20 protein-coding genes are annotated in these 24,409 nt (G+C 64.0%); 10 read left to right on the plus strand and 10 right to left on the minus strand.

Annotated features, from left to right (window positions below; genetic code table 11):
- The first annotated feature begins 26 nt into the window (after positions 1-26).
- On the plus strand, positions 27-569 hold the full coding sequence (locus tag ABDB81_RS22470; RefSeq protein WP_346813631.1) for a carboxymuconolactone decarboxylase family protein: 543 nt from the start codon (positions 27-29) through the stop codon (positions 567-569).
- 28 nt (positions 570-597) lie between these two features.
- Here ABDB81_RS22470 and ABDB81_RS22475 read toward each other — a convergent pair whose 3' ends face one another.
- Complete coding sequence (locus ABDB81_RS22475) at positions 598-1,767, minus strand: BamA/TamA family outer membrane protein (protein ID WP_137927481.1); 1,170 nt, start codon at positions 1,765-1,767, stop codon at positions 598-600.
- Complete coding sequence (locus ABDB81_RS22480) at positions 1,764-2,564, minus strand: hypothetical protein (protein WP_249359641.1); 801 nt, start codon at positions 2,562-2,564, stop codon at positions 1,764-1,766. Before ABDB81_RS22480 ends, ABDB81_RS22475 begins: the two co-directional genes overlap by 4 nt.
- Before the next feature lie 462 nt (positions 2,565-3,026).
- Between ABDB81_RS22480 and ABDB81_RS22485 the strand changes: the two genes are divergently transcribed.
- Entirely contained in the window at positions 3,027-3,464 is a 438-nt protein-coding gene (locus tag ABDB81_RS22485; protein WP_137927482.1) for a MarR family transcriptional regulator, read from the plus strand.
- A 43-nt stretch (positions 3,465-3,507) separates the two neighbouring features.
- Here the strand turns inward: ABDB81_RS22485 and ABDB81_RS22490 are convergent, their stop codons facing one another.
- The 6 genes from ABDB81_RS22490 to ABDB81_RS22515 all read right to left on the minus strand — a co-directional run bounded on the left by ABDB81_RS22490 (position 3,508) and on the right by ABDB81_RS22515 (position 10,983).
- Positions 3,508-4,971 carry a glycine betaine ABC transporter substrate-binding protein gene (locus ABDB81_RS22490; protein WP_346813638.1) on the minus strand — a complete coding sequence of 488 codons (1,464 nt, stop codon included), beginning with the start codon at positions 4,969-4,971 and terminating at the stop codon, positions 3,508-3,510.
- A gap of 182 nt (positions 4,972-5,153) precedes the next feature.
- Positions 5,154-5,492, minus strand: a complete 339-nt coding sequence (locus ABDB81_RS22495) for a cupin domain-containing protein (protein ID WP_137927484.1) — start codon at positions 5,490-5,492, stop codon at positions 5,154-5,156.
- Positions 5,493-5,511: 19 nt separating this feature from the next.
- A complete protein-coding gene (locus ABDB81_RS22500; protein ID WP_346813639.1) occupies positions 5,512-8,619 on the minus strand; it encodes a DNA translocase FtsK 4TM domain-containing protein in 3,108 nt (1,035 codons plus the stop codon).
- A 139-nt stretch (positions 8,620-8,758) separates the two neighbouring features.
- Positions 8,759-9,367 (minus strand): DUF4136 domain-containing protein, encoded by a 609-nt coding sequence (locus ABDB81_RS22505; RefSeq protein WP_137927498.1) that lies wholly within the window; start codon positions 9,365-9,367, stop codon positions 8,759-8,761.
- Positions 9,368-9,441: 74 nt separating this feature from the next.
- Entirely contained in the window at positions 9,442-9,855 is a 414-nt protein-coding gene (locus ABDB81_RS22510; RefSeq protein ID WP_137927485.1) for a DoxX family protein, read from the minus strand.
- 150 nt (positions 9,856-10,005) lie between these two features.
- Positions 10,006-10,983 (minus strand): LysR substrate-binding domain-containing protein, encoded by a 978-nt coding sequence (locus tag ABDB81_RS22515; protein ID WP_137927486.1) that lies wholly within the window; start codon positions 10,981-10,983, stop codon positions 10,006-10,008.
- Between the two features lie 142 nt (positions 10,984-11,125).
- On the opposite strand from ABDB81_RS22515, the gene ABDB81_RS22520 reads away from it, so the two are divergent.
- Both ABDB81_RS22520 and egtB read left to right on the plus strand, forming a co-directional pair.
- Positions 11,126-11,743, plus strand: coding sequence for an NAD(P)H-dependent oxidoreductase (locus ABDB81_RS22520; RefSeq protein WP_137927487.1), 618 nt, complete (start codon positions 11,126-11,128; stop codon positions 11,741-11,743).
- Positions 11,744-11,977: 234 nt separating this feature from the next.
- Positions 11,978-13,273, plus strand: coding sequence for an ergothioneine biosynthesis protein EgtB (egtB, locus tag ABDB81_RS22525; protein ID WP_346813632.1), 1,296 nt, complete (start codon positions 11,978-11,980; stop codon positions 13,271-13,273).
- A 285-nt stretch (positions 13,274-13,558) separates the two neighbouring features.
- On the opposite strand, the gene prpR is transcribed toward egtB, so the two are convergent.
- Entirely contained in the window at positions 13,559-15,505 is a 1,947-nt protein-coding gene (prpR, locus tag ABDB81_RS22530; RefSeq protein WP_346813633.1) for a propionate catabolism operon regulatory protein PrpR, read from the minus strand.
- Between the two features lie 322 nt (positions 15,506-15,827).
- Between prpR and prpB the strand changes: the two genes are divergently transcribed.
- From prpB to ABDB81_RS22555, 5 genes are all read left to right on the plus strand, one after another.
- On the plus strand, positions 15,828-16,736 hold the full coding sequence (gene prpB, locus ABDB81_RS22535; RefSeq protein WP_137927490.1) for a methylisocitrate lyase: 909 nt from the start codon (positions 15,828-15,830) through the stop codon (positions 16,734-16,736).
- A 109-nt stretch (positions 16,737-16,845) separates the two neighbouring features.
- Entirely contained in the window at positions 16,846-18,003 is a 1,158-nt protein-coding gene (gene prpC / locus ABDB81_RS22540) for a 2-methylcitrate synthase (RefSeq protein ID WP_137927491.1), read from the plus strand.
- A gap of 127 nt (positions 18,004-18,130) precedes the next feature.
- Positions 18,131-20,734, plus strand: a complete 2,604-nt coding sequence (gene acnD / locus ABDB81_RS22545) for a Fe/S-dependent 2-methylisocitrate dehydratase AcnD (RefSeq protein ID WP_137927492.1) — start codon at positions 18,131-18,133, stop codon at positions 20,732-20,734.
- 29 nt (positions 20,735-20,763) lie between these two features.
- The gene (gene prpF, locus ABDB81_RS22550) at positions 20,764-21,957 is read left to right on the plus strand and encodes a 2-methylaconitate cis-trans isomerase PrpF (protein WP_137927493.1); all 1,194 of its coding nucleotides are present in this window, start codon (positions 20,764-20,766) and stop codon (positions 21,955-21,957) included.
- 326 nt (positions 21,958-22,283) lie between these two features.
- Positions 22,284-23,408: an asparaginase gene (locus tag ABDB81_RS22555; protein ID WP_137927494.1), complete on the plus strand. Its 1,125-nt coding sequence runs from the start codon at positions 22,284-22,286 to the stop codon at positions 23,406-23,408.
- Positions 23,409-23,429: 21 nt separating this feature from the next.
- Here the strand turns inward: ABDB81_RS22555 and ABDB81_RS22560 are convergent, their stop codons facing one another.
- The gene (locus ABDB81_RS22560; RefSeq protein WP_346813634.1) at positions 23,430-23,876 is read right to left on the minus strand and encodes a PaaI family thioesterase; all 447 of its coding nucleotides are present in this window, start codon (positions 23,874-23,876) and stop codon (positions 23,430-23,432) included.
- Positions 23,877-24,036: 160 nt separating this feature from the next.
- On the opposite strand from ABDB81_RS22560, the gene ABDB81_RS22565 reads away from it, so the two are divergent.
- On the plus strand, positions 24,037-24,294 hold the full coding sequence (locus ABDB81_RS22565) for a DUF1289 domain-containing protein (protein ID WP_346813635.1): 258 nt from the start codon (positions 24,037-24,039) through the stop codon (positions 24,292-24,294).
- Positions 24,295-24,409 lie beyond the last annotated feature (115 nt).

Raw genomic sequence — 24,409 nt, forward strand, 5'->3', positions numbered from 1 at the left:
CCAGACACTCAGAAAGGAAACCGATCATGACCACACGCCTTCACACCCTCCCCGTCGCCGACGCTTCCGGCCAGACCGCCGAACTTTTCGGGGCCATCCGCCGCGCCGTCGGCAAGGTGCCCAACGCCTATGCCACGATCGGCAGCAACGCCCCGGCCGTGCTGGCTCAGGCGCTGCAGACCAATGCCACGCTGAAGCAAGGCAGTCTATCTGGCAAGGAACTGGAGGCCATCAACCTGGCCGTGAGCGAACATAGCGGCTGTGACTATTGCCTGGCCGCCCACACGCTGACCGCGACGAAGATGGCCGGCTATAGCGTCGAGCAAACGCAACAGTTGCGCCGTGGCAGCTATCCGGAAGATGCGAAGATCGACGCGCTGACGCGCTTTGCGGTGGAACTGGTCAGCACAAGCGGCACGGTACCGGCTGCTTCAGTCGAGGCCGTTCGTGCCGCGGGCTACAGCGATACCCAGATCGTCGAGGCAATCCAGGCTATCAGTGCGATCCTGTTCACGAACATGATCAATCGCGTCAACGACACGACGCTGGATTTCCCGGCCGTGTCTTAAGGATCAAGGGTGGGTTGCGTGGCATGTATCAATGCCACGCGCTGCCCACCTGGATATAGAAGGCGTTCTGGTCCTTGCTGTGGGCCACGTCGATACCCATCGAGAGCCCAAGCTTGCGCGCGATCATGTAGCGGAAGCCTCCGCCCACGCTGAACACCGTGCTGGCGTCGGAGAAATCGTGCCAGCGTCCGTATGCCTTGCCGGTGCCCGTAAAGGCCAGCACCGACCAGCGCGGCGTCACGTCCCAGCGCAATTCCACCTCGGCAGCCAGTGCGTTGCGGTCCTGGTAGCGCCCCTTCTGCACGCCGCGCAGGTCTACGTATGGCTGGGCGTAGAAAGGCACGTCACCGGATGAGAACTTCGTATCGGCGCGCAGGCCGAGAATCCACGTGCGCGCCAGCGGTAACCACGTAAAACCGCGCGCGTTGAACATGTTGAAGCTCTGCGTGCTACCGAACCCGCCACGTGCAAACTGCGCCTCGATCTCGGCGTAGCTGCCCTTGTTCGGAAAGAAGATGTTGTCGCGCGAGTCGTAGTCGATTACCAGACCGCCCTTGCCGATGCGCTGGTTCTTGTCGAACGAACCGAGTTCCGCCGCATTGCCCCCGAACTTGAACGTGGCAGAGGTATCGGCATAGACATAGCGCGGACCGATGTACCAGCGCGAATCGCCCAGCCGGAACAGTAACTGCTGCACCAGCAGGAAGCCGTCCAGTTCATAGGCGCGAGGCTGGTTGTTCTGCCCGAAATACTCGAGATTGGCATTCGCCTTCCCGATGGCACCGAGATAGCGGATGCGGTCCCCATCCCACGTGTGGAAGTGCGCCAGGCCACCCGCCCACGTACCGTTCTCCGTATATGCACCGCCAACGACCGTGATGTTGGGCGGCGCGGGCCCCTTGCCCGTGGCCTTGCCCTCGGCTGCCGCCTCGGCCATCGACTGCGAGAAGAACGCCAGGCCAAGCCCGAAGCCATAGCCGACGGCCGGCTCGGTAATGATCGTCGGGACGGGTAGCGCACCCTTGTGATGGAGCAGGAAATCGCTCATGTCGAGCATGCCGTCCTCGGGATCGAAGAACGACAGCCTGGGCTTGGAAACCGGCTCCGCTGCCGCGGCGGGCTCGGACTGCGCCCATGCCACGGGTCCTCCCATGCAAGCCGCCGCCGCTACGGCCAGTACCGCATGGCGGGGCGTCATTTGCCGAACGTCATGTTAAGGCCGGCGAATACGGTCCACTGCGGGATACCCGTGCCGTCATGCAGTATCGAATACTGCGGTTCGACAAAGGCATTGAAGATCGTCTTGCCTTCCTTCCATGCCTTTCCCGCGCCGAGGCCCACCGGGATGTAGTAGGTGCTGCGCTGCAAGTCGAAGGTCCAGGTGCCGGTCGACCGGATGTACCAGCCCTGCGGCAGATTGAAAATCATGAATGGCTGTGCCGTCAGCGTTTGCACGGTGGGGCGGCTGCTCTGGCCCGCGAACGAGTGCTGCCATTGCAACAGCATGCCCAGCAGTCGCGCGGGCTTGGCATCCACCACCACGCCGGCCAGCCCGGCCTGCCACTTGCCGGTGCCCAGGCTCGGATCGGTGGCCGTCGGAATCGTCAGCAGCGGTCCTACGCCAAGTTCGAGCCCCTGCGCGCGCAGCAGGAAAATGTCGAACAGGTTGATATCGCCGAGTCCGGTTTCATAGGTGCCGTCGCCCTTGGGACGGGTGCTGATCGGCACCGTGGGACGAATGATCTGTGGCGCGCCAATCAGGCTGTTCGGCGCTACAGGAAGCGTGCCTCGCAACAGGAAGTCGTTTGTGTGCGCGCCGCTGCCGTACAGGCGCGGCGTGTAGTAGTTCTGGAGATTGAACGCCGGTGACGGATTGAGCGGGTTGTTGCTCTTGTTGGCATCTTCGGCACTGGTCTGCGCCATCGCCGCGGACGCCAGCAGCGTACAGCCCATCCAGATACTGCCAAAACGTTTCCAAACACGGTCAATCGTCATTGCTCTCGGCTCCAGGCGGTCATGGGAAAACCGGCCAAGGGACTTACCGATCTCCTGCAGGCAATGTACCGGACGCGCTGCCCGGATGCCCGCCCCGCCGTGATGAAGTTTCTCGTAGCGAGCATTAAGTACTTTGCACCAGACACGCCCCGGGACGCCGTCCACGCCCCGCATCCGGGTTAAGCCGGGAAATTCCCTTCATCACGCAATGACATAATGTCATGTCATTCATAACCCGTATGGGGGATTATCCAATCGCTAATGTTCCGATTTTCGCATTACTTTAAAGACACACTTGTGGTTTCCATTTTTTCTAAATCTAGAGACAATAAAATTGAATTCCATTCTTGTCCCGGATTTGCCAAACTCGCTCCCATGAATCGCGGACGCGCTCCGATGTTCAAGACGCGGATCGGTTACTGACTGATCAATCTTCAGCGGTGCAACACAAAGGAAACCACAGTGAAGCACTACACTCCGGAAAACTTCCACCTGACGCAGAGCATCGGATTCCACCTGAATCGAGCTCGCAATAGCTTGCTGACGGAGCTGGACTCCGCCTTGCGCCCTCTGGACATCAATGGGCAGCAGATGGGTATCCTGCTCTGCCTGATGCGGGGCGTGGCCAGCACGCCTTTCGAAATCAGCAAGGTCCTGGGAATCGACAGTGGGCTCATGACCCGCATGCTCGACAAGCTGGAGGAGAAAGGGGTATTGGAACGCAGCCGCAGTATCGATGATCGACGCGTGGTAAATCTGGCGCTGACAACCAAGGGCCGGAATATTGCCGAGGAAATCCCTACTATTGCACCGGAAGTGCTAAATCAGCGACTGGAGGGATTTACCATTGAGGAATTCGAGGAGTTCCGCCGGCTTCTTCAGAAATTCGTTTCCGGGTGATCGGCATACCCGGATCGTGGATATTGCGGTAACGATTTTCCGGTTAACGCCAGGGGCGGCGGTGCCGGATAAACCATTCCACGGCACCGAATGCGCCCTGCACTGCCAGTGCCAGCACCGCTGCCGGTATGGCACCCGCCAGCAACTGGGTGGTGTCGTTCAGGGCCAGGCCCGTTACGATCCGCTCGCCGTAACCGCCTGCGCCCACGAAGGCGGCAATCGTGGCCGTGCCCACGCTAATGATTGCGGCAGTCTTGATCCCCGCCAGCATCACGGGCATGGCCAGCGGCAACTCCACGTAGCGCAATACCTGTAACGGACGAAAGCCCAGCGCGCGCGCCGCATCGCGCATGCCCGGAGGCACCTCCTGCAGGCCAATGCAGGCGTTGCGCACGATCGGCAGCAGCGCATAGAGGAACAGCGCGATCATGGCCGGCCAGATGCCGATACGGCCGAGCAGCGGAATCAACATCGCCAGCAATGCGAGCGACGGCACGGTCTGCAACACCCCGACGATGGCCAGCACCACCTGGCCTGTGCGACGTCTACGTGCAGCCACGATACCCAAGGGCACGCCCACCAGCGTGGCGGCACCCACCGCGCCACCAACCAGCGCCAGATGGCGCAAGGTCAGGCGCCAGGTCTCGGCACCCAGTAAAGTAGCCAGCAGGCCGTTGCGCAGTTCCGCACTACCCCCGCCACCGGACAGGAAGCGGCTTGCCACGGCCGCGAACGATGCGCCGTCGATTTCCGCCGCAGCATTCATGCCGATCATCGCCGCCACATCGATCCGCCCCGCCAAGTTTTGCCACGCCTGCCATGCCTCGGGAAAGCGTTGCGGCACATCGGCGCGATAGACGATCACCGCGTCATAGCGAGGAAAGACATGGCGGTCGTCCTCCAGCACGCGCAGGTGGTAGCGCCGGATCTCGGCGTCGGTGGCGTAGATGTCTGTCGCGTCGATTTGTCCCTTGGCGAGCGCTTCGTAGGACAGGCCATGATCAATGCCGATTGGCTGCTGCGGCAGGCCATAAGCCCGCACGAGCGCAGGCCAACCATCGGCTCGCCCGATGAATTCGTGCGACAGCCCGAGCTTCAGGCCCGGCTGCCGCGCAAGGTCGCCCAGCGTGCGCAGGCTTTCCGGGCGCGCATCGGACACGGCAATTGCGTAGGTGTTGTCGAAGCCAAGCGGAATGCCCGCCGCAAGGCCCAACGGCGCCAGCGCGGCGTTAATTCGCTCGAGCGTGACAGGCGGGGGCAACTTGAGGATCTCGCTGGCCAGCGTACCCGTGTAGTCCGGGTAGGCATCGATGCTGCCCGCCTTGAGTGCTTCGAACAGAATGGCCGTATTGCCCAGGCCGGGAAGATGCTTGGCATCGGCATGGGGCGCGGCTGACTGCGTCAGGATCTCGCCGAGGATGTACGACTCGGTGAACCGCTTCGAGCCAATGCGGAGGGGATCGGCGTGGGCGGCGACGGTGATCGCCAGCAGCAAGGCCAGGGACAGCCGGATGAAACAATGCAAACGGAGTCTCCCTTTTTTCTCCCCTCTCCCGCTTGGGGAAAAGGGGTCGGGGGTGAGGGCCAGCGGTTCAAATGAGACAAGTCGCAGGATAACCGCCTTGCCCTCACCCCCAGCCCCTCTCCCACTGTGTGGGAGAGGGGAGTAAAAACCGAGCGGGAGAAACCCTACGGCGTCACATGCACCGCTAGCCAGATCGTGGGCTGCGCCGCATCGGTCCATGCCACGCGATGCCGGCAGTTCGGTGGTAGACGCAGCCAGTCCCCGGCGCCGAGCGTGTGTGTCGTTCCATCGTCAAGCTCCACTGCAGCGGTGCCACTGATCACCAGCACCCACTCGTCGTCGGTGCTGTCGTACCAAAAGCCGGGAGGGCTGGCCTGGCCGTTCGATACGATCCGCTCGATCCGCACCCCGCCCGTAGACTGCCAAGCCAGCAGGTCCGTGAAAACCTCGCCGGTGGCATGTACCGGCACATCATGCAGCAGGTTGCCTCGCGTCGCGGTCATGACCAGTTCCTTGGGCGCTTCAGTCGGCGGGACCGGGCGCGATGACTTCGCGTGTGCCGTTGCGGCCCATTGGCGAGACCAGTCCGGCAACCTCCATCTGTTCGATCAGGCGCGCGGACCGGTTGTAGCCAATGCGCAGATGGCGCTGCACGGCCGAGATCGATGCGCGACGCGATGTCAGGACGAATTGCGCGGCATCGTCATAAAGCGGATCGGCTTCGGCATCGCCACCCCCTTCCCCGAACAGGTCGGCTGCCCCTTCCGGGGCATCGCCCGCCAGGATCGCCTCTTCGTAGTCAGGCTCGCCGAATTGCTTCCAGTGCTCCACCACGCGGTGGACTTCCTCGTCGGCAACAAAGGCGCCATGTACGCGTTGCGGATAACCGGTGCCGGGCGGCAGGAAGAGCATGTCGCCCTGCCCCAGCAGGCTCTCCGCACCCATCTGGTCCAGGATCGTCCGCGAATCGATTTTCGATGACACCTGGAACGCCACGCGCGTCGGGATGTTGGCCTTGATCAGGCCGGTGATGACATCCACCGACGGACGTTGCGTCGCCAGGATCAGGTGGATACCGGCTGCACGGGCCTTCTGCGCAAGACGGGCGATCAACTCTTCGATCTTCTTGCCGGCCACCATCATCAGATCGGCCAGCTCATCGATCACCACCACGATCAGGGGCAGCGTCGAAAGCGGCTCGGGGGCGTCAGGCGTCAGCGAGAACGGGTTCGGCACCTTGCGCTCCGCCGCTTCCGCTGCACGGATTTTCTGGTTGTAGCCGGCCAGATTGCGCACGCCCAGCGCGGACATCAGCCGGTAGCGCTTTTCCATCTCGCCCACGCACCAGTTGAGCGCGTGCGCGGCCTGCTTCATATCCGTCACCACGGGTGCCAGCAAGTGCGGGATGCCTTCGTAGACCGACAGTTCGAGCATCTTCGGGTCGATCATGATCAGGCGCACATCCTCGGGCGTGGCCTTGTACAGCATCGACAGGATCATCGCGTTGACCGCCACTGACTTGCCCGAGCCGGTCGTACCCGCCACCAGCAGATGCGGCGCGCGTGCGAGGTCCGTCACGACGGGATTGCCGGTGATGTCCTTGCCCATCGCCAGAACCAGCTTGGACGCATGCGCATCGAACGCGCTGCCACTCACGATCTCCGACAGCCGGATCATCTGCCGCTTGGCATTCGGCAGTTCCAGGCCCATGCAGGTCTTGCCGGGGATGGTCTCGACCACGCGGATCGACGTCACGCCAAGCGCACGCGCCAGATCCTTCATCAGCCCCACCACCTGCGCGCCACGCACACCCACGGCGGGATCGACCTCGAAACGCGTGATGACCGGACCCGCACTGGCGCCCACCACCGACACCGGCACCTTGAACTCTGCCAGCCGCTGGGCGATCAGTTCACCGGTCTGGAGCAGGCGCTCCTCCGATACCGTTTCAATATTGCCGTCTTCAGCAGCGAGCAGATCCACACCCGGCAAGCGGTAATCCACAGGTTCGCGCGGGGCTGCCGGGGACGGCGGCGCCACGACGACCGGTGCCGGTGCCACGGGTTGCGCGGGCGCCAGCGGCACCGTATTGCCGATCACGGCCTGGAGCACGATGCGCGGCTTGGGCGCGGGCTGAACGAAAACGTTGGCGTCTTCAAGCGCGGCGGGCTCGTCGGACGATGGCACGTCGTCGGGTTGTTCTTCCGCCATCGAGGCGGCTACCGCCTGCTCGATGGCTTCCGATGCGGAGGGCTGGGCAGGCAAGGCTTCCTGGGTGGGCTGGGCGATGACTTCCAGCGGCGCTTCCTCGACAAGCTCAACCCTGCCGATATCCACAACCTCGGCGACCTCGGACTCCGGTTCGTTCACCGCCGGGACTGCTTCGGCCTCTGCCTCCAGGGCTTCGACTGCGACTTCGGCTTCGGCTTCGACTGCGGCCTCTGCTTCGGCAAGCGACCCGGTCTCTGATGCGGACTCTGGCTTGCCAGCCAGTGCACGCAATTCCGCCATCAACGCCAGCGCCTCGGCCCGAATGGAGTCAAGCGTCACGCCATCCTCGGGCACGACATCTTCCGCCGGTACAGCGGGCTGCGCAGGCGTGGCAGCGGGAGCGGCCACCGGTAACGGGGCCTCCACAACCGCCACGGCATCATCCTCGGCGACGGCTGCACTCACGGCGGGCGTAGCCGCGACGGCTGCCGCCGGCTTCGTCATGGCCTCTGGCAGCGTGGTAACCGCCGAGCGAAGACCCAGTTGCGGATTGCGGAACGGACTGCTGACAACGGTGGCTTGAGGCGCCGCAGCAGGGGTGGGACGGGCCGCAGGTTTTTGCGCGGGTGTCTGGACAGGCTTCTGTGCGGGCTTGGTCGCTGTAGACGCCGACGAGGCCGACGAGGCCGACGACGGAGCACGCGCAGCGATCACGGGTGCCGACGGTGGCGTGGCATCGCGCTTGACCACGCCTGGCGCATCGGCGTGATGCAGCCAGATCTCGCCCGGCTGCGGCGGCGATTGCCGCGTACGCGCCGGTGGTTGCCATGCGGGCTGGCGGCGTGCGGAGACCGGCTCGATGCCCTTCTGGCGCAGCGGCTGCCGGCCAGCTTGTGAAGGCATCGATGTGGTTTCCCAACGGTCCGCATCGTCGCGCGAAGACGCCGGCGATGAAGAAGAGAAGGATGAAGAAGTGGAGACCGTGTCGTGTCGGGTGTCCACGCGCGTCTCGGCACGTGCGGCGGGCTTCGGCGAGGGACGGTTCTCTTCCGGATTGACCGGAGGACGATGCAGTTGGAACAGACTGCGCCACGTCTCGCCGAATACCATGGGCGCCGACAAGCCGAGCACGGCCAGCATCATCAGCAACCCACCCGTCCAGCCGAGCATGCTCGAGACAGCACCGGCCAGCGCATGGCCCGCTGCACCGCCTGCCAGGGCATGAGTGGCTTCAGCGGTCTCGCCGCCTGTCAGCGCTTCCAGCGTGGCGCTGGCGCCCAGCACCAGCACAGTACCCATCAGCACGCGCAGCGAACCCCGGCCGAATAACCGACGATCGCCGGCGAGCACACGGCTCACCGTTCGCCAGAGAAGCGGCAACAGCCAGAAGGTCGAAATTCCGAACCAGCCCAGACCCATTTCAATTTGCACGTTAGAAAACCACGGGCAGCGATTGTAGCGGGTCTGGATCGGCGAGACCGCCGCGCGCACAAAAACTTACCTGGAACTTTCGCTAAAGTTTTCGATTGCGGGCGTTGTGGCGCGTTTTTGCGAGGAATTACTTCGCAGGCGGCGGGCTGACCGGCGACGGTTGTCCGGCCCGGAAGGGGTACTTGGTAAAGATCTTGCCCACGACCTTGTCGATGGCCGCCTGGTTGTTCTGCGGATCGGCCTGGCTGGCGTCGCCCTGCGCGATGCCTTCCCAGACGAGCTGGTTCTTTTTCGCGTCGATCACGTCGATGTTCAGCGTGCCTTCGGTGTAGGTGTACGTGTCGTTATAGAACCCGTAGCCCGGCCATGGCGCATAGAGACCGCCACGATACGCGTAGTAGCCCGCGTAGCCCGGCGGTGGCAACGGCGCCGGGTTGCTCACGATCTGCTGCCGGAACTGCACGTTGAAGTTGACCAGCAGGTCCGGCCGCTGCGGCGCGAACTGGTAGCCACGCGCCGTCATTTCGCGCTGCACGGCGCCTTTCAGATACTGCGTGGTCAGGGTCTCGTACCCTTGCCGGTCCGTCCCCAGCTTCGGCTCGAAGCCGAACGTCCGGAACTGCCCAAAATCGACACTGCGGTTGTAGTCCGAGCGAATGTCCGGGCCAGTGGCGCAGCCGGTCAGCGCCAGCGCTGCCAGCAGTGCGCCAGCGACAGGCAGGCCACGCAGGGCCATGTGGCACTGCGACAGTTTCGTGAATTGCATGCGAGCTCCTGATTGCGTCGAGTGACGTCTGATGACGTCGAGTCCTAGTTCCATTTACCGTCGATGCCGCCCACGCTCAGGCGGCCCGCACCGAGAAACGCCACGGCCAGCGCCGCTGCCAGGTACATGCCCTGCAGTTCCAGCGCCCAACCGCCTGTGTTCGCCATTTCGCCAAGCTGCTTGACGTGGACCAGCCCCAACGCGAACAGCATGTTGACGGCGATGATGAGACCGCCCAGCCGCGTGAACAGGCCAATGATCAACAAGATGGGCGCCACCACTTCACCGATGTAGACGCCATAGGCCACGAAGGAAGGCAGCCCGGCCTGCGCCACTACCTGCATGACGAATCCGGGACCCGCCATCAACTTGGCAATACCGTGAAGGAGGATCAGCACCCCGAGGGCTATCCGCAGAATGGCCTTGCCAAGGTCTTGCGTTCCTTGCGTGCGACTCATGGTGTTCCCTCCTGAAAGTCCTGCCGTTGGATGCAGATCCACATGTGACCTGCATTCAACTACCTTAGCCCGTGCCGACGTGAAGGTAAAGACGCTAACTTGTCGCGTTTGACCGGATTCCAGCCTATCCGCACGCTTTTCAGCAGGTGCCTACGCGTCCTCTCCCGGTGGCAGCCCCATGGGCGGTGTCAGGTGCATCGCCAATCCACCATGCGGCATCATGCCGACCCGGCGTGCATGCTCGGGCAGCACCTCGGCCAGGAAATCGAGAAAACGCCGCAACGCAGGCGTCACGCCCTGCCGGGACGGAAAGACCGCGTGCAGCACGCCCATGGGCAGATCCCACTGCGGCAATACCACCTCCAGCTCGCCGCGCTCGATTTCGTCTCGGCAATACATGCGCGGCAGCATCGCTACGCCAGCACCTGCGATGGCGGCCTCGCGCAGCAGGGCGAACTCGTCGGAAATCAGGCGCGGCTGATAGCCGATGTGGACGGGCTCTCCTGACTTGTCGAACAGCGTCCAGACATGGCGCCCTTCGTGCGGCTTCTGTCCGAGCCCCGGCATGCCCTCCAGCGCCTGCGGCGTGCGAGGCCGGCCGATGCTGTCGAGCAGCGCGGGGCTGGCCACCAGTTTCAGGTCGCTCTTGCCGAAAGTGCGCACAGCCAGGCTGGAATCGTCGAGCACGTTGCGCACGCGCAGGGCCAGATCGAAGCCCTCGGCAATCACGTCTACGCGTCGATTGGTCGCCTCGATCTCCAGTTCGATGCCGGGATTGGCACGCATGAACTGGCCGATGCTGGGCGCCAGCAGGATCTGCACGATCGCCACCGGGCAACTGACCTTCAGTACGCCGCCGGGTTGCTCGCGGGCGCTGTCGATCACCTCGCGCGCCGCCTCGGCAGCCTGGAGCATCTCGCGGCACCGCGCGTAATAGGCTTCACCGAGTGGTGTGACACGCACCTGTCGTGTGGTGCGGCGAAGCAGTTGCACGCCCAGGTCACGCTCCAACTGGGCAATACGGCGGGAGAGCCGCGACTTGGGGACACCGCTGGCGCGGCTGGCGGCCGAGAAACTGCCGTGCTGCACAACCTGTGCAAAGAGGGACAAATCGTTGAGATCCTGCATGTCTGACCTTGGGGGCGATTAATGGGGGCTCGTTCGTCGTTGCATCTGCAGAACAATCATTTGCATTTTGCCTCACTACCGGCATCAATGGCGACCCTCTATCTTTCAGTCCATCCAAACGAACTTCAGTGGGGCCAGACAAATGAACATCCTCCAGATCGATTCCAGCGTCCTCGGTGACAACTCCGTTTCGCGCAACCTGACCGCCGCCGTGGTGGCCGACCTTGTCGCAGCCAACCCCGGCGCCAACGTGACCGTCCGCGACCTCAACCGCGAGGCACCCGCCCACCTGACCGACAACCTGCTGCCCGTGCTGGGCGGCCCGAAGGAAGGGCTGAACGCAGAACAGCAAGCCGAACTCGATCGCACGGAAGCCTTTCTGGCCGAATTCCTGGCTGCCGATGTGCTGGTGATCGGTGCACCGCAATACAACTTCGGTATTCCGAGCCAGCTCAAGGCCTGGATCGACCGTATCGCCCAGGCTGGCCGCACGTTCCGCTACACGGCCAACGGCCCCGAAGGTCTGGCCAAGGCGCGTGCGATCGTGGTGTCGTCGCGTGGCGGCGTGCGCCAGGACGATTCGGCGCTGGACCTGCACGAGATCACCATGAACGCCGTACTGCGCTTCCTGGGCGTGACGGATATCCAGTTTGTCCGTGCTCATGGACTGGCGATGGGTCCGGAATCCCGCGAAGCCGGCCTGAACCAGGCCCGTACCGAGATTGCCGCGCTGAACGACGCCGTACGCGCTGCCGCCTGAGTCTGAATCTGCTACGACCCATCACTCCGTGAAGTACCCGGCGCCATCCCGTTGGCGCCGACGCTGCCACCCGCATCCCCTTACCTCTCCGGTCGGGGGATGCGGGTTTTTTTGTTTTTCTGGCGTGACCGCGTAGGCGCCAACCTACACCCACACCCGATCTCCGGCCGCTCGCCCCGCCGGGCGGATAGGTCTATGATGGTTCGACTGTCCGCCACGCCACCGGGAGCCTGCATGCCCACAGCCTCAGCACTGTTGCCAGCCACCGCCAGCCATCCTCCGCAGGAACCCGCACTGCTGTCCCAGTACCGCCATGTGCGCGCCGCCAGCGAAATGCTTGTGGCGGACCTGACCGATGCCGATGCCACCGTGCAGTCGATGGACGATGCCAGCCCGGCCAAGTGGCACCTGGCCCATACGACGTGGTTTTTCGAGGAGTTCGTGCTCGCCGCACGGCTACCCGATTACGAACCCGTCGATCCCCAGTATCGCTACCTGTTCAACTCCTATTACGAAGCGGTTGGCGCGCGTCATCCGCGTCCGAAGCGCGGTCTGCTGACCCGGCCCACGCTCGACGAGGTGCTGGCCTATCGCGAAGCCGTCGACGAGAGCATGTTCTCGCTGCTCATTACTGCGCAGACCGACGACGAAGCGGCGCTCATCACCCTTGGCCTGAATCACGAGCAGCAGCACCAGGAGCTGTTGCTGACGGACATCCTGCACCTGTTCGCCCAGAATCCGCTGCGGCCTGCCTATGCGCCGGAACTGGCGGAGCCGGTGGTGGCGGACCCGCGTCCCGCACCGGAATGGGTGCGCTTTGCCGGCGACATCGTCTCGATCGGGCATGGCAGTGACGATTTCGCGTTCGACTGCGAAGGCCCTCGGCACCAGGTGCTGCTGCGGCCGTTCGCGCTATGCACGCATCCGGTGAGCAATCATCAATGGTTCGAGTTCATCGAGGATGGCGGCTACCAGACGGCTGGACTATGGCTGTCCGATGGCTGGCGCTGGGTCTGCGACAACCAGATCGAGGCGCCGCTGTACTGGGAAGCGCGCGAAGGTACATGGTGGCAGATGAGCCTGCGCGGCATGCATCCCGTCGATCCGGATAGCCCGGTGACGCACGTGAGCTTCTTCGAAGCCGACGCGTTCGCGCGCTGGGCCGAGCGCCGGCTGCCGACCGAAGCCGAATGGGAGCACGCGGCCCGCAGCCTGCATGCCACCGGCAATTTCATCGAAGGCCGCGCGCTGCGTCCGCTGCCGGATCGGCAGAACACGTCAGGCGTGCTGCGCCAGATGTTTGGGGATGTCTGGGAATGGACCGCCAGCGCCTTCCTGCCCTACCCCGGTTTTCAGCCGAGCACGGGAGCGGTGGGCGAGTACAACGGCAAGTTCATGAGCAGCCAGATGGTGTTGCGCGGCGGGTCGTGCGTCACGCCCGAGTCGCATATCCGGGCGACATATCGGAATTTCTTCTATCCGCATCAACGGTGGCAGTTCACAGGGGTACGGTTGGCGGATGATGTTTGACTGACTGCCTGGCTCCTGCAGACGAAGAGGAAAAGGCTCGCCCGGAATCGGGGGAGCCTTTTTTGTTTGGGTGGGGAGAATATTGGCGGTTAATTGCGTTACTAGCCTTCGCACCGTCCATTTGTTTGCTCCCCTCTCCCGCCGCAGGTGGGAGAGGGGTTGGGGGAGAGGGCGTGGCGGTGAAAAATCTGAGCGTGATTGGCAAGCAGATCCGCTTGCCCTCACCCCCAGCCCCTCTCCCGCGTCGCGGGAGAGGGGAGCGAAATCCGTGGGAGATGAGAACGCTTACGCTCCCTTCAACCGCCTCCACAACGTCGTCGCACTAATCCCCAGCTTCGCGCACGCCTCGGCGCGGTTGCCGCCGCACTCCTCCAGCACACGGCGGATGTGGTCGGTTTCGCTCATCCGGGCAATACCGGCCAGCGATGGCGCGGCTTCGCGGGTGGCGAACAGTTCGGGCACGGCGGCCTGCAATTCTTGCTGCAAGGCCATCGGGGCGAGTTCCACCCCTGCTACCAACACCGCGATCCGTTCGGTCACGTTCTCCAGCTCGCGGATATTCCCCGGCCAGTCGTAAGACGCCAGACGCTCTGACACCAGCGCAGGCAGCGGCTGCGGCGCAGTAGTGCCAAGCCGCTCCTGCGCGCGCTGATAGAGCAGCGAAGCCAGCGCGGCGAGGTCGGCTGAGCGCTCGCGCAGCGGTGGCATTTCGATGCGGAGGATGTTGAGGCGGTAGTAGAGGTCCTGGCGAAACGTGCCATCGCGCACGAGCGCGGCGAGGTCCCGGTGCGTGGCGGCGATCACGCGCACGTTGACCGGCACCGCTTCGATCCCGCCAATCGGCAGCACCTGTTTTTCCTGCAGTACACGCAGCAGCCGGGTCTGCAGTGCAGGCGGCATGTCGCCCACCTCGTCGAGGAACAGCGTGCCGTTATGGGCCGATTCGAACAAGCCCGCCTTGCCGCCCCGTCGCGCGCCCGTAAAGGCGCCTTCCTCGTAGCCGAACAGTTCCGATTCGAGCAGCGTTTCCGGGAAAGCCGCGCAATTGACTGCGACGAACGGAAACGCGCGGCGCGGACTGGCGTCGTGCATGCCTTGCGCCAGCACTTCCTTGCCGGTGCCACTCTCGCCGCTCACAAGCACGGTGGAATCCACCACGGCGTAGCGCCGCGCCAGCGCCCGCAAACCCGACATTGCCGCCGAATCGCCAGCCAGATCATCCAGGCTGTATCGCACCCCAGCAGCCCGGGGACGATTGCGCGAGCGCAGGTTGCGGTCCGCACGATGAATCGCGTTGGCATCCTGGATGGTCAGCACCGCACCGGAACTACCCGCCTCGCCAACAATGGGAATGCGATTGACCACGACCATGCGATCACCGAGCCGATGGATCGCCTCCAGATCGCTCGTGCCGCTCTGCATCACGCCATCGAGCGACAAACCCGGTGCCAGCGTCGAGAGCTTACGGCCCACGGCCACGCCCGCCGGTGTGCCAAGAAATCGCTCCATGGCAGGATTGAACGCCTGGACGCGCCCTTCCGCATCCACGGCGGCCACACCTTCGTTCAGATGGGCCAGGATGGCATTCACGTAGTCGCGCCGCGTGGATTCGATACGCCGCAGCCGCGCGGCCTCGATCGCATCTTCCAGCGCCAGCCGCACGGCATTACCGGAATACAGGAACACGCCCACCAGCCCGTACTTGTCCGCAAGGTCCGTCACCATGCCCGGCCCCACCACCACGCGAATGCCCTCTTCCCTGAGCGCCCGCACACGCGCCGTGGCGTCGTCTTCGGTCAGGTAGGTGTAGCGCGGAATATCGAGGCCGAACGCCTGCACGAACTCGTCGACTTCAGCGTAGGTCGAGGCGTGCGTCACCAGCGCCACCTTGGGAGAGATGCGCCGCGCCGTGGCCAGCGCGCTCATCACGTCGAAGCCGGTCACCTTGACCAGCACCACGGGCACGTCCACGTGCTGCCGCAGATAGGCACCATTGGAGCCGCCCGCCACCACGACATCCACCCGGTTCTCGCGCGCCTCGCGATTGATGGCGCTGGCTGCTGCTTCGAAGGCGCGCCCGACGATGCGGAACTCGGCCCGCGCTGCGTAGGCGGGAATCAAGTCGGCAAACGCACGCGACAGTCGGCTGATCCCCATTGCCCATATCCTGGGCCGGGCGCCGGCAGCAGTGGGAGGGGTGGGTTTCAGCGCGATGGAAGGCAGGGACGACATGGCGGGAGAGCCGGGTAAGGCATATAGTCGGTCGGGGTGTTGGCATTGTGCGCCGCTGCCCCATGCATTTCAACTTTGAAATGCATGGAATTCATCGAAATACGTGAAAGTGAAATCCACACGACACGGAAGGTGGCCCCAAGTTGCGCACAAGGAACCCAACCCCTTGAAACGTAAGGGATTACGAGATACCCGCGAGCCGATCCATTCACTCGCAGTACGGTCCCATCCTGCTGGCACACCCCTTGCGCTTCATTGCACCGCCCTGCCCCCGAAGCAGCTTTGAAACGAAATCGAATAGAAGACCAACGAGATCCACGCCATGACCTTCACCGCCAACGAACTCGCCCGCTCCGCAGGTGCCCGCTTCCGCCAGGCTCTGATCGATGAATCCCCGCTGCAGATCCCGGGCACGATCAACGCCAATCACGCCCTGCTGGCCAAGCGCGCCGGTTACCGTGCGATCTACCTGTCGGGCGGCGGCGTGGCAGCCGGTTCGCTGGGCCTGCCGGACCTCGGCATCTCGAACCTGGACGATGTCCTGACCGATATCCGCCGCATCACCGATGTCTGCGACACGCCGCTGCTGGTCGATGTCGATACCGGCTTCGGCTCTTCCGCTTTCAACGTGGCCCGCACTACGCGCTCGCTGATCAAGTTCGGCGCAGCGGCCATGCATATCGAGGACCAGGTGGGCGCCAAGCGCTGCGGCCATCGCCCGGGCAAGGAAATCGTCGGTCAGGATGAAATGGTCGACCGCATCAAGGCCGCCGTGGATGCCCGTACCGACCAGAACTTCGTGATCATGGCCCGTACCGACGCGCTGGCCGTGGAAGGACTGGACAAGGCGATCGAGCGTGCTGTGGCCTGCGTGGAAGCCGGCGCCGACGCCATCTTCCCGGAAGCCATGACCGATCTGGCCATGTATGCGAAGTTCGTCGATGCCGTGAAGGTGCCCGTGCTGGCCAACCTGACCGAGTTCGGCGCCACCCCGTATTTCACGCTCGATGACCTGCGCAGCGTGGGCGTGGCGATGTCGCTGTACCCGCTGTCGGCCTTCCGCGCCGCCAACAAGGCTGCCGAAAACGTCTACGCCGCCATCCGTCGTGACGGCACCCAGAAGAATGTGGTCGATACGATGCAGACGCGCGCCGAACTGTACGAGCGGATCGACTACCATGCCTACGAGAACAAGCTCGACGCGCTGTTCGCACAAGGCAAGGGCAAGTAAGACCCGACCGCCTCCGAGACAGAGACAACCTTCAGTTCCGATTAGCGAGAGAACCACCATGGCAGCTCGCAAGCCCACCTCACAGAAAGCACAAAACAAGGAGACCCCGATGTCCGAAGCCCAACCGCTGGCCACGCCGAAGCCCAAGAAGTCTGTTGCCCTGTCCGGTATTGCCGCCGGCAATACCGCGCTGTGCACCGTAGGCCGCAGCGGCAACGATCTCCACTATCGCGGCTACGACATCCTCGACATCGCCGATACCTGCGAATTCGAGGAACTGGCCCACCTGCTGGTCCACGGCAAGCTGCCCACCCGCGCCGAACTGGCCGCCTACAAAGCCAAGCTCAAGGCGCTGCGCGGCCTGCCCGCCAACGTCAAGGCTGCACTGGAATGGGTGCCCGCCAGCGCCCACCCGATGGACGTGATGCGCACCGGCGTGTCCGTACTCGGCACGGTGCTGCCGGAGAAGGACGACCACAACGTGCCGGGCGCACGCGATATCGCAGACCGCCTGATGGCCAGCCTGGGTTCGATGCTGCTGTACTGGTATCACTACAGCCACAACGGCCGCCGCATCGAAGTGGAAACCGACGACGACTCCATCGCCGCCCACTTCCTGCACCTGCTGCATGGCGTGCCGCCGTCAAAGCTGTGGGAACGTGCGATGCAGACCTCGCTGAATCTCTACGCCGAGCACGAATTCAACGCCTCGACGTTCGCCTGCCGCGTGGTGGCCGGCACGGGTTCCGACATGTACTCGGCCATCTGCGGTGGTATCGGCGCGCTGCGCGGCCCGAAGCATGGCGGCGCCAACGAAGTGGCGTTCGAGATCCAGAAGCGTTACGACACGCCGGACGAGGCCGAGGCCGATATCCGTCGCCGCGTGGAAAACAAGGAAGTGGTGATTGGCTTTGGCCACCCGGTGTACACGATCAGCGATCCGCGTAACGTGGTGATCAAGGAAGTGGCACGCAAGCTGTCGAAGGACGCCGGTTCGATGAAGATGTTCAACATCGCCGAGCGCCTGGAAACGGTCATGGCCGACGCCAAGAAGATGTTCCCGAACCTCGACTGGTTCAGCGCAGTGAGCTACCACATGATGGGCGTGCCCACGGCGATGTTCACGCCGCTGTTCGTGATTGCGCGCACCTCGGGCTGGGCCGCGCACGTGATCGAGCAACGCATCGACAACAAGATCATTCGTCCCACGGCCAACTACACCGGCCCGGAAAACCTGAAGTTCGTGCCGATCGAGAAGCGCGCCTGAGTCTGCACAACTCAGTCCGCACAACTCGCATCGTCCGGGGGCAACCCCAGTCACTAGTAAAAGTGCCACCGCCCGCTGCGTTCCCCTGGAACCGCGCGGGCGGCAAGCACCCAGTCCTCACGCCGCCATGAACACCGCCTATCGCAAGCCGCTGCCTGGTACGAAGCTCGACTACTTCGATGCCCGCGCCGCCGTCAATGACATCTCCCCCGGCGCCTGGGACAAGCTGCCCTACACCTCCCGCGTGCTCGCCGAAAACCTCGTGCGCCGCTGCGACCCGGCCACGCTGACCGACTCGCTCAAGCAGTTGATCGAGCGCCGCCGCGACCTGGACTTTCCGTGGTTCCCGGCCCGCGTGGTCTGCCACGACATCCTGGGCCAGACCGCACTGGTGGATCTGGCTGGCTTGCGCGATGCCATTGCCGATCAAGGCGGCGATCCGGCCAAGGTCAACCCGGTGGTCCCGGTGCAACTGATCGTCGACCACTCGTTGGCCGTGGAATGTGGCGGCTTTGATCCGGATGCGTTCAAGAAGAATCGCGCCATCGAGGATCGCCGCAACGAAGACCGCTTCGACTTCATCAACTGGACCAAGAAGGCGTTCCGCAACGTCGACGTGATCCCGCCGGGCAACGGCATCATGCACCAGATCAATCTGGAGAAGATGTCGCCGGTGATCCATGCCGATACCGTGAGCGGCGTGGCCTATCCCGACACCTGCGTCGGCACTGACAGCCACACGCCGCACGTGGATGCGCTGGGCGTGATCGCCATCGGCGTGGGCGGACTGGAAGCCGAAAACGTGATGCTGGGCCGCGCGTCGTGGATGCGCCTGCCGGACATCGTCGGCGTGGAACTGACCGGCCGCCGCCAGCCGGGCATCACCGCCACCGACATCGTGCTGGCCCTGACCGAATTCCTGCGCCAGCAAAAGGTGGTGGGCGCGTATCTGGAATTCCGGGGCGAAGGTGCGTCGAGCCTGACGCTGGGCGACCGCGCCACGATCTCGAACATGGCGCCCGAGTACGGCGCCACGGCTGCGATGTTCTTCATCGACGGCCAGACCACCGAATACCTGCGCCTGACCGGCCGCGACGAAGCGCAGGTGCAACTCGTCGAGACCTACGCGAAGACCGCTGGCCTCTGGGCCGATGCCCTCGCCAATGCCGAGTACGAGCGCACGCTCTCGTTCGATCTTTCAACCGTGGTCCGAAACATGGCCGGTCCGTCGAACCCGCACAAGCGCCTGCCAACGTCCGACCTGGCCGCGCGCGGCATTGCCGGCAAGTGGGAAGAGACGCCGGGCCAGATGCCCGATGGCGCGGTCATCATCGCGGCCATCACGAGCTGCACGAACACCAGCAACCCGCGCAACGTGATTGCCGCCGCGCTGCTGGCCCGCAATGCCAACGCCCGTGGACTGACGCGCAAACCGTGGGTCAAGTCGTCGCTGGCACCGGGCTCCAAGGCGGTCGAGCTTTATCTCGAAGAAGCCAGGCTGCTGCCCGACCTCGAAAAGCTCGGCTTCGGCATCGTCGCGTTCGCCTGTACGACCTGCAACGGCATGTCGGGCGCGCTCGATCCGAAGATCCAGCAGGAAATCATCGATCGCGACCTGTACGCGACGGCAGTGCTCTCGGGCAACCGCAACTTCGATGGCCGCATCCACCCGTACGCCAAGCAGGCATTCCTGGCCTCGCCGCCGTTGGTGGTGGCCTATGCCATCGCCGGGACCATCCGTTTCGATATCGAGCAGGATGTGCTGGGCATCGGCACGGATGGCCAGCCGGTCTACCTGAAGGACATCTGGCCGAGCGACGAGGAAATCGACGCCATCGTGCGCCAGAGCGTCAAGCCCGAGCAGTTCCGCAAGGTCTACGAGCCGATGTTCGCGCTACATGCGGAGAACGACACGTCCATCGATCCGCTGTACGACTGGCGTCCGCAGAGCACGTATATCCGCCGCCCGCCGTACTGGGAAGGCGCCCTGGCCGGCGAACGCACGCTGCACGGCATGCGCGCGCTGGCGGTGCTGGGCGACAACATCACCACCGACCATCTTTCCCCGTCGAACGCGATCCTGCTGGACAGCGCGGCTGGCGAGTACCTGGCCAAAATGGGGCTGCCCGAAGAGGACTTCAACTCGTACGCCACGCACCGGGGCGATCACCTGACCGCCCAGCGCGCCACCTTCGCGAATCCGACCCTGCTTAACGAAATGGCCGTGGTCGATGGTGCCGTGAAGAAGGGTTCGCTGGCCCGCATCGAGCCGGAAGGCAAGGTGGTGCGGATGTGGGAAGCCATCGAGACCTACATGGAGCGCAAGCAGCCGCTGATCGTGATTGCCGGGGCCGACTACGGCCAGGGCTCGTCGCGTGACTGGGCAGCCAAGGGCGTGCGGCTGGCCGGTGTGGAGGCCATCGTTGCCGAAGGCTTCGAGCGCATCCACCGTACCAACCTGATCGGCATGGGCGTGTTGCCGGTGGAGTTCTATCCGGGCACCAACCGCACGACGCTCAACATCGACGGCACCGAAACCTTCGACGTGATCGGCGAACGCCGTCCGCGCGCGGAACTGACGCTGGTGATCCATCGCCGCGACGGCGACAAGCTCGAAGTGCCCGTGCTGTGCCGCCTCGATAGCGACGAGGAAGTGTCGATCTACGAAGCCGGGGGCGTGCTGCAGCGCTTTGCGCAGGACTTCCTGGAATCGTCGCGCGCAGCGGCCTGATATCGCCGCGCTTGATTAGGACAATTACGATGGCTCACGCACCTCAAATCAAGATTCCCGCCACCTACCTGCGTGGCGGCACCAGCAAGGGCGTCTTCTTCCGATTGCAAGATCTGCCGGAAGCCGCGCAGGTGCCCGGCGCCGCACGCGACAAGCTGCTGCTGCGCGTGATCGGTAGCCCCGATCCGTACGGCAAGCAGATCGACGGCATGGGCGCCGCCACGTCGAGCACCAGCAAGACGGTGATCATCGCCAAGAGCACGCGTCCCGGTCACGACGTCGATTACCTGTTCGGTCAGGTATCGATCGATCAGCCATTCGTGGACTGGAGCGGCAACTGCGGCAACCTGTCGGCAGCCGTGGGGCCATTCGCGATCAGCAACGGCTTTATCGAGGCATCGCGGATTCCTCAAAACGGCACGGTTACCGTGAAGATCTGGCAAGCCAATATCGGCAAGACGATCATCGCGCACGTGCCCATCACGGACGGCGCGGTACAGGAGACCGGCGACTTCGAACTCGATGGCGTGACCTTCCCGGCTGCCGAGGTCCAGCTCGAATTCATGGACCCGGCTGCCGACGAAGGCGATGACGGCGGCGGTGCGATGTTCCCCACCGGCAGCCTCGTCGACGACCTTGACGTCCCCGGCGTCGGCACGCTGCGCGCCACGATGATCAACGCCGGCATCCCGACGATCTTCGTCGAGGCCGAGGCCATCGGCTACACGGGCACGGAGTTGCAGGACGCCATCAACGGCGACCCGAAGGCACTGGCGATGTTCGAAACCATCCGCGCCTACGGTGCGAAGCGCATGGGTCTGATCCAGAACATCGACGAGGCCAAGACGCGCCAGCACACGCCGAAAGTCGCCTTTGTAGCCAGGCCGGTGACCTACACGGCATCGAGCGGCAAGGCGGTCAAGGCCGAGGACGTGGACCTGCTGGTCCGCGCGCTGTCGATGGGCAAGCTGCACCACGCGATGATGGGCACGGCTGCAGTCGCCATCGGCACGGCGGCAGCAGTGCCGGGCACGCTCGTCAACCTGGCTGCCGGTGGCGGCGAACGTGAGGCCGTGCGCTTCGGGCATCCGTCCGGCACGCTGCGTGTGGGCGCGCAAGCGGTGCAGGCCGATGGGCAATGGACAGTGAAGAAAGCCATCATGAGCCGCAGCGCACGCGTGCTGATGGAAGGCTGGGTAAGGGTGCCGGGAGACGCGTTCTGAGCAATACCTGATCGCTGATTCTTTAGATTGTTCGAGCGGCATCTTTTCGAAAGGGAAGATGCCGCTTTGTCTTATCAGGCGTACCTTTGCGGACTTGTGACAGCGCTGGCGCAGTTGTCGACGCAACTTTTTTTGGTGGGTATAGTGCTCGCTCTGTTGGTTGACGATGGCCCTCTCCCGCGCCTTTTGGTTTTCTCCCCTCTCCCTCTGGGAGAGGGGCCGGGGGAGAGGGCCAGCAGTACGTCAGCCGCAGTCTCATGACCCAGCCACCAGCGGCATCACCGCTTCCACAAGAAGTCGCCACGATGCCGCCAAGAGGAGAACGCATGCAACATCCTGCCAAGTTGAAACCCATCGTCACCGCCCTGCTGCTGTCCGCCACGCTGATGGCCGGCGCGGCCCATGCGCAGCTCGCACCGTCGCCCAGCGCCACGGCGCCCGCAGGCACCACGACCGAGGCACGCAAGGCGAACATCGTGATCATCGGCACGGGCGGCACCATCGCCGGTGCAGGGGCCTCGGCCACCAACACCGCGGCCTACCAGTCCGCCGTGGTGCCAGTCGACAAGATCATTGCCTCGGTGCCGGAAATCTCGAAGGTCGCCAACGTCAAGGGCGAACAGATCTTCCAGATCGGCTCCGAGAGCTTCAACAACGAGCGGCTGCTGAAACTGGGCAAGCGCGTCTCCGAACTGCTCAAGCAACCGGATGTGGACGGCGTGGTGATCACGCACGGTACCGACACGATCGAGGAAACCGCATACTTCCTGAACCTCACGCTGAAGAGCGACAAGCCGGTGGTGGTGGTCGGCTCGATGCGTCCGGGCACCGCGCTGGGTGCCGATGGCGCGCTGAACCTGTATGACGCCGTGCTGGTGGCGTCGAGCCCGGCCTCGAAGGGCAAGGGTACGCTGGCCGTGCTCAACGACGAGATCCACACCGGCCGCGACGTGACCAAGACCAATACGTTCAAGACCGAAACGTTCCGCTCGCCGTTCGGGCCGCTCGGATACGTAGTGGAAGGCCGCACGCTGTACTACCGTACGCTCGCCCGTCCGCACACGACGCAGACGGAATTCGATATCGACAAGATCGACAAGCTGCCGGAAGTGGCCGTGGTCTATGCCTACGGCAACGTCAACCCGGCCAGCGTCGATGCTGCGGTGAAGAGCGGTGCCAAGGCCATCGTCTATGCAGCCACCGGTAACGGCAGCGTGGGCGACTACATGGTGGAATCGCTCAAGGCGGCACAGGCCAAGGGCGTGCAGGTGGTACGCGCATCGCGCACCGGCAGCGGCATCGTGGTCCGCAACGCGGAGCAGCCCGATGACAAGTACAACTGGATCGTCACCGACGACCAGTTGCCGCAGAAAGCGCGCATCCTGATGGCGCTGGCGCTGACCAAGACCAACGATCCGAAGGCGCTGCAGCAGATCTTCTGGAAGTACTGATCCCGCCGAAGTCCTGACGTTTCAAAGAAGGGCCGTGCTCATCAACGCCTTGGCGCAGAGCGCGGCCCTTTCATTTTCCGCTTCCGCATAGACCGCGACCTCGGTCACCACCTGCCTGCGGCCCCGACGCACCACATCGGCCACTGCCCGCAGCGCGGCGGACTTCGCCGGCGCCAGGTACTGGATGGACAGCGAAGACGTTGCCCCGCCCTTCACGGTTTCCTGATCCACATTCGTGAACGCCGCCGCGGCGCCCGCCACATCGATCAGCGTGGCGATGACACCGCCATGCACCATGTCGCCCACGGTGATGTTCTGCATGCTGAACGGCAGCAGCAACGCCACATGATCGATCTCGACCCGGCCAAAACGGATGCCAAGCGCACGTGCCACGGGCGAACCAATCAGCACCGATTCGAGCATGGCCATCGCGCGGGGATCGACAGTCTGGACGGTCTGGTCTGGCATGGATAGTCTCCTTGTCCGGGAGTGATACCGGTTGTGAAGACAGCGTAGGCGCCGGACGGGCGCTCCACAATGACCTCTGCCGTAATAAGGACTCGGGGAGGGATGCGGGGGCCGTTTATAATGCGCGGTCAGTCATTGCCGCCCCCGCCTTTCCCGCCACATGTCAGACCGCCCCGCCGATCCGCTTCACCCGCAGGCCCCTATTCCGCAAGCCGACGCGGCCCAGTCACGCCTGGCCGACCGTCCGGACAGCCCCTGCATCGGCATCTGCTCGACCCTGTTCGACGAAATCTGCCAGGGCTGCGGCCGCACGGCAGGCGAGGTCAGCAACTGGGTGTTCTATAGCGAAGAGGAAAAGCAGGTGATCTGGGAGCGGATTACGAGGGAAGGGACGGCCTGGCGGTTTCGGGAGGGTTGAGGCTGTTTTGCCTGCATAGGTTTTCTCCCCTCTCCCGCAAGGCGGGAGAGGGGCCGGGGGTGAGGGCCGGCGGTGCAATCACAGACAGGTCGCATTTAGAACCGCGGGGGGGGGG

The sequence above is a fragment of the Cupriavidus sp. DL-D2 genome, assembly GCF_039710735.1.
Classification (GTDB): domain Bacteria; phylum Pseudomonadota; class Gammaproteobacteria; order Burkholderiales; family Burkholderiaceae; genus Cupriavidus.

Bases quoted from the DNA above. Each gene is read 5' to 3' on its own strand.
- ABDB81_RS22560 (WP_346813634.1), bottom strand. From the start codon at position 23,876: ATGCCAGACCAGACCGTCCAGACTGTCGATCCCCGCGCGATGGCCATG.
- ABDB81_RS22510 (WP_137927485.1), bottom strand. From the start codon at position 9,855: ATGAGTCGCACGCAAGGAACGCAAGACCTTGGCAAGGCCATTCTGCGG.
- ABDB81_RS22475 (WP_137927481.1), bottom strand. From the start codon at position 1,767: ATGACGCCCCGCCATGCGGTACTGGCCGTAGCGGCGGCGGCTTGCATG.
- ABDB81_RS22470 (WP_346813631.1), top strand. From the start codon at position 27: ATGACCACACGCCTTCACACCCTCCCCGTCGCCGACGCTTCCGGCCAG.
- egtB (WP_346813632.1), top strand. From the start codon at position 11,978: ATGCCCACAGCCTCAGCACTGTTGCCAGCCACCGCCAGCCATCCTCCG.
- prpC (WP_137927491.1), top strand. From the start codon at position 16,846: ATGTCCGAAGCCCAACCGCTGGCCACGCCGAAGCCCAAGAAGTCTGTT.
- ABDB81_RS22555 (WP_137927494.1), top strand. From the start codon at position 22,284: ATGCAACATCCTGCCAAGTTGAAACCCATCGTCACCGCCCTGCTGCTG.
- ABDB81_RS22495 (WP_137927484.1), bottom strand. From the start codon at position 5,492: ATGACCGCGACGCGAGGCAACCTGCTGCATGATGTGCCGGTACATGCC.
- acnD (WP_137927492.1), top strand. From the start codon at position 18,131: ATGAACACCGCCTATCGCAAGCCGCTGCCTGGTACGAAGCTCGACTAC.
- ABDB81_RS22505 (WP_137927498.1), bottom strand. From the start codon at position 9,367: ATGGCCCTGCGTGGCCTGCCTGTCGCTGGCGCACTGCTGGCAGCGCTG.
- prpF (WP_137927493.1), top strand. From the start codon at position 20,764: ATGGCTCACGCACCTCAAATCAAGATTCCCGCCACCTACCTGCGTGGC.
- ABDB81_RS22565 (WP_346813635.1), top strand. From the start codon at position 24,037: ATGTCAGACCGCCCCGCCGATCCGCTTCACCCGCAGGCCCCTATTCCG.
- ABDB81_RS22500 (WP_346813639.1), bottom strand. From the start codon at position 8,619: ATGGGTCTGGGCTGGTTCGGAATTTCGACCTTCTGGCTGTTGCCGCTT.
- ABDB81_RS22515 (WP_137927486.1), bottom strand. From the start codon at position 10,983: ATGCAGGATCTCAACGATTTGTCCCTCTTTGCACAGGTTGTGCAGCAC.
- ABDB81_RS22480 (WP_249359641.1), bottom strand. From the start codon at position 2,564: ATGACGATTGACCGTGTTTGGAAACGTTTTGGCAGTATCTGGATGGGC.
- prpR (WP_346813633.1), bottom strand. From the start codon at position 15,505: ATGTCGTCCCTGCCTTCCATCGCGCTGAAACCCACCCCTCCCACTGCT.
- ABDB81_RS22520 (WP_137927487.1), top strand. From the start codon at position 11,126: ATGAACATCCTCCAGATCGATTCCAGCGTCCTCGGTGACAACTCCGTT.
- prpB (WP_137927490.1), top strand. From the start codon at position 15,828: ATGACCTTCACCGCCAACGAACTCGCCCGCTCCGCAGGTGCCCGCTTC.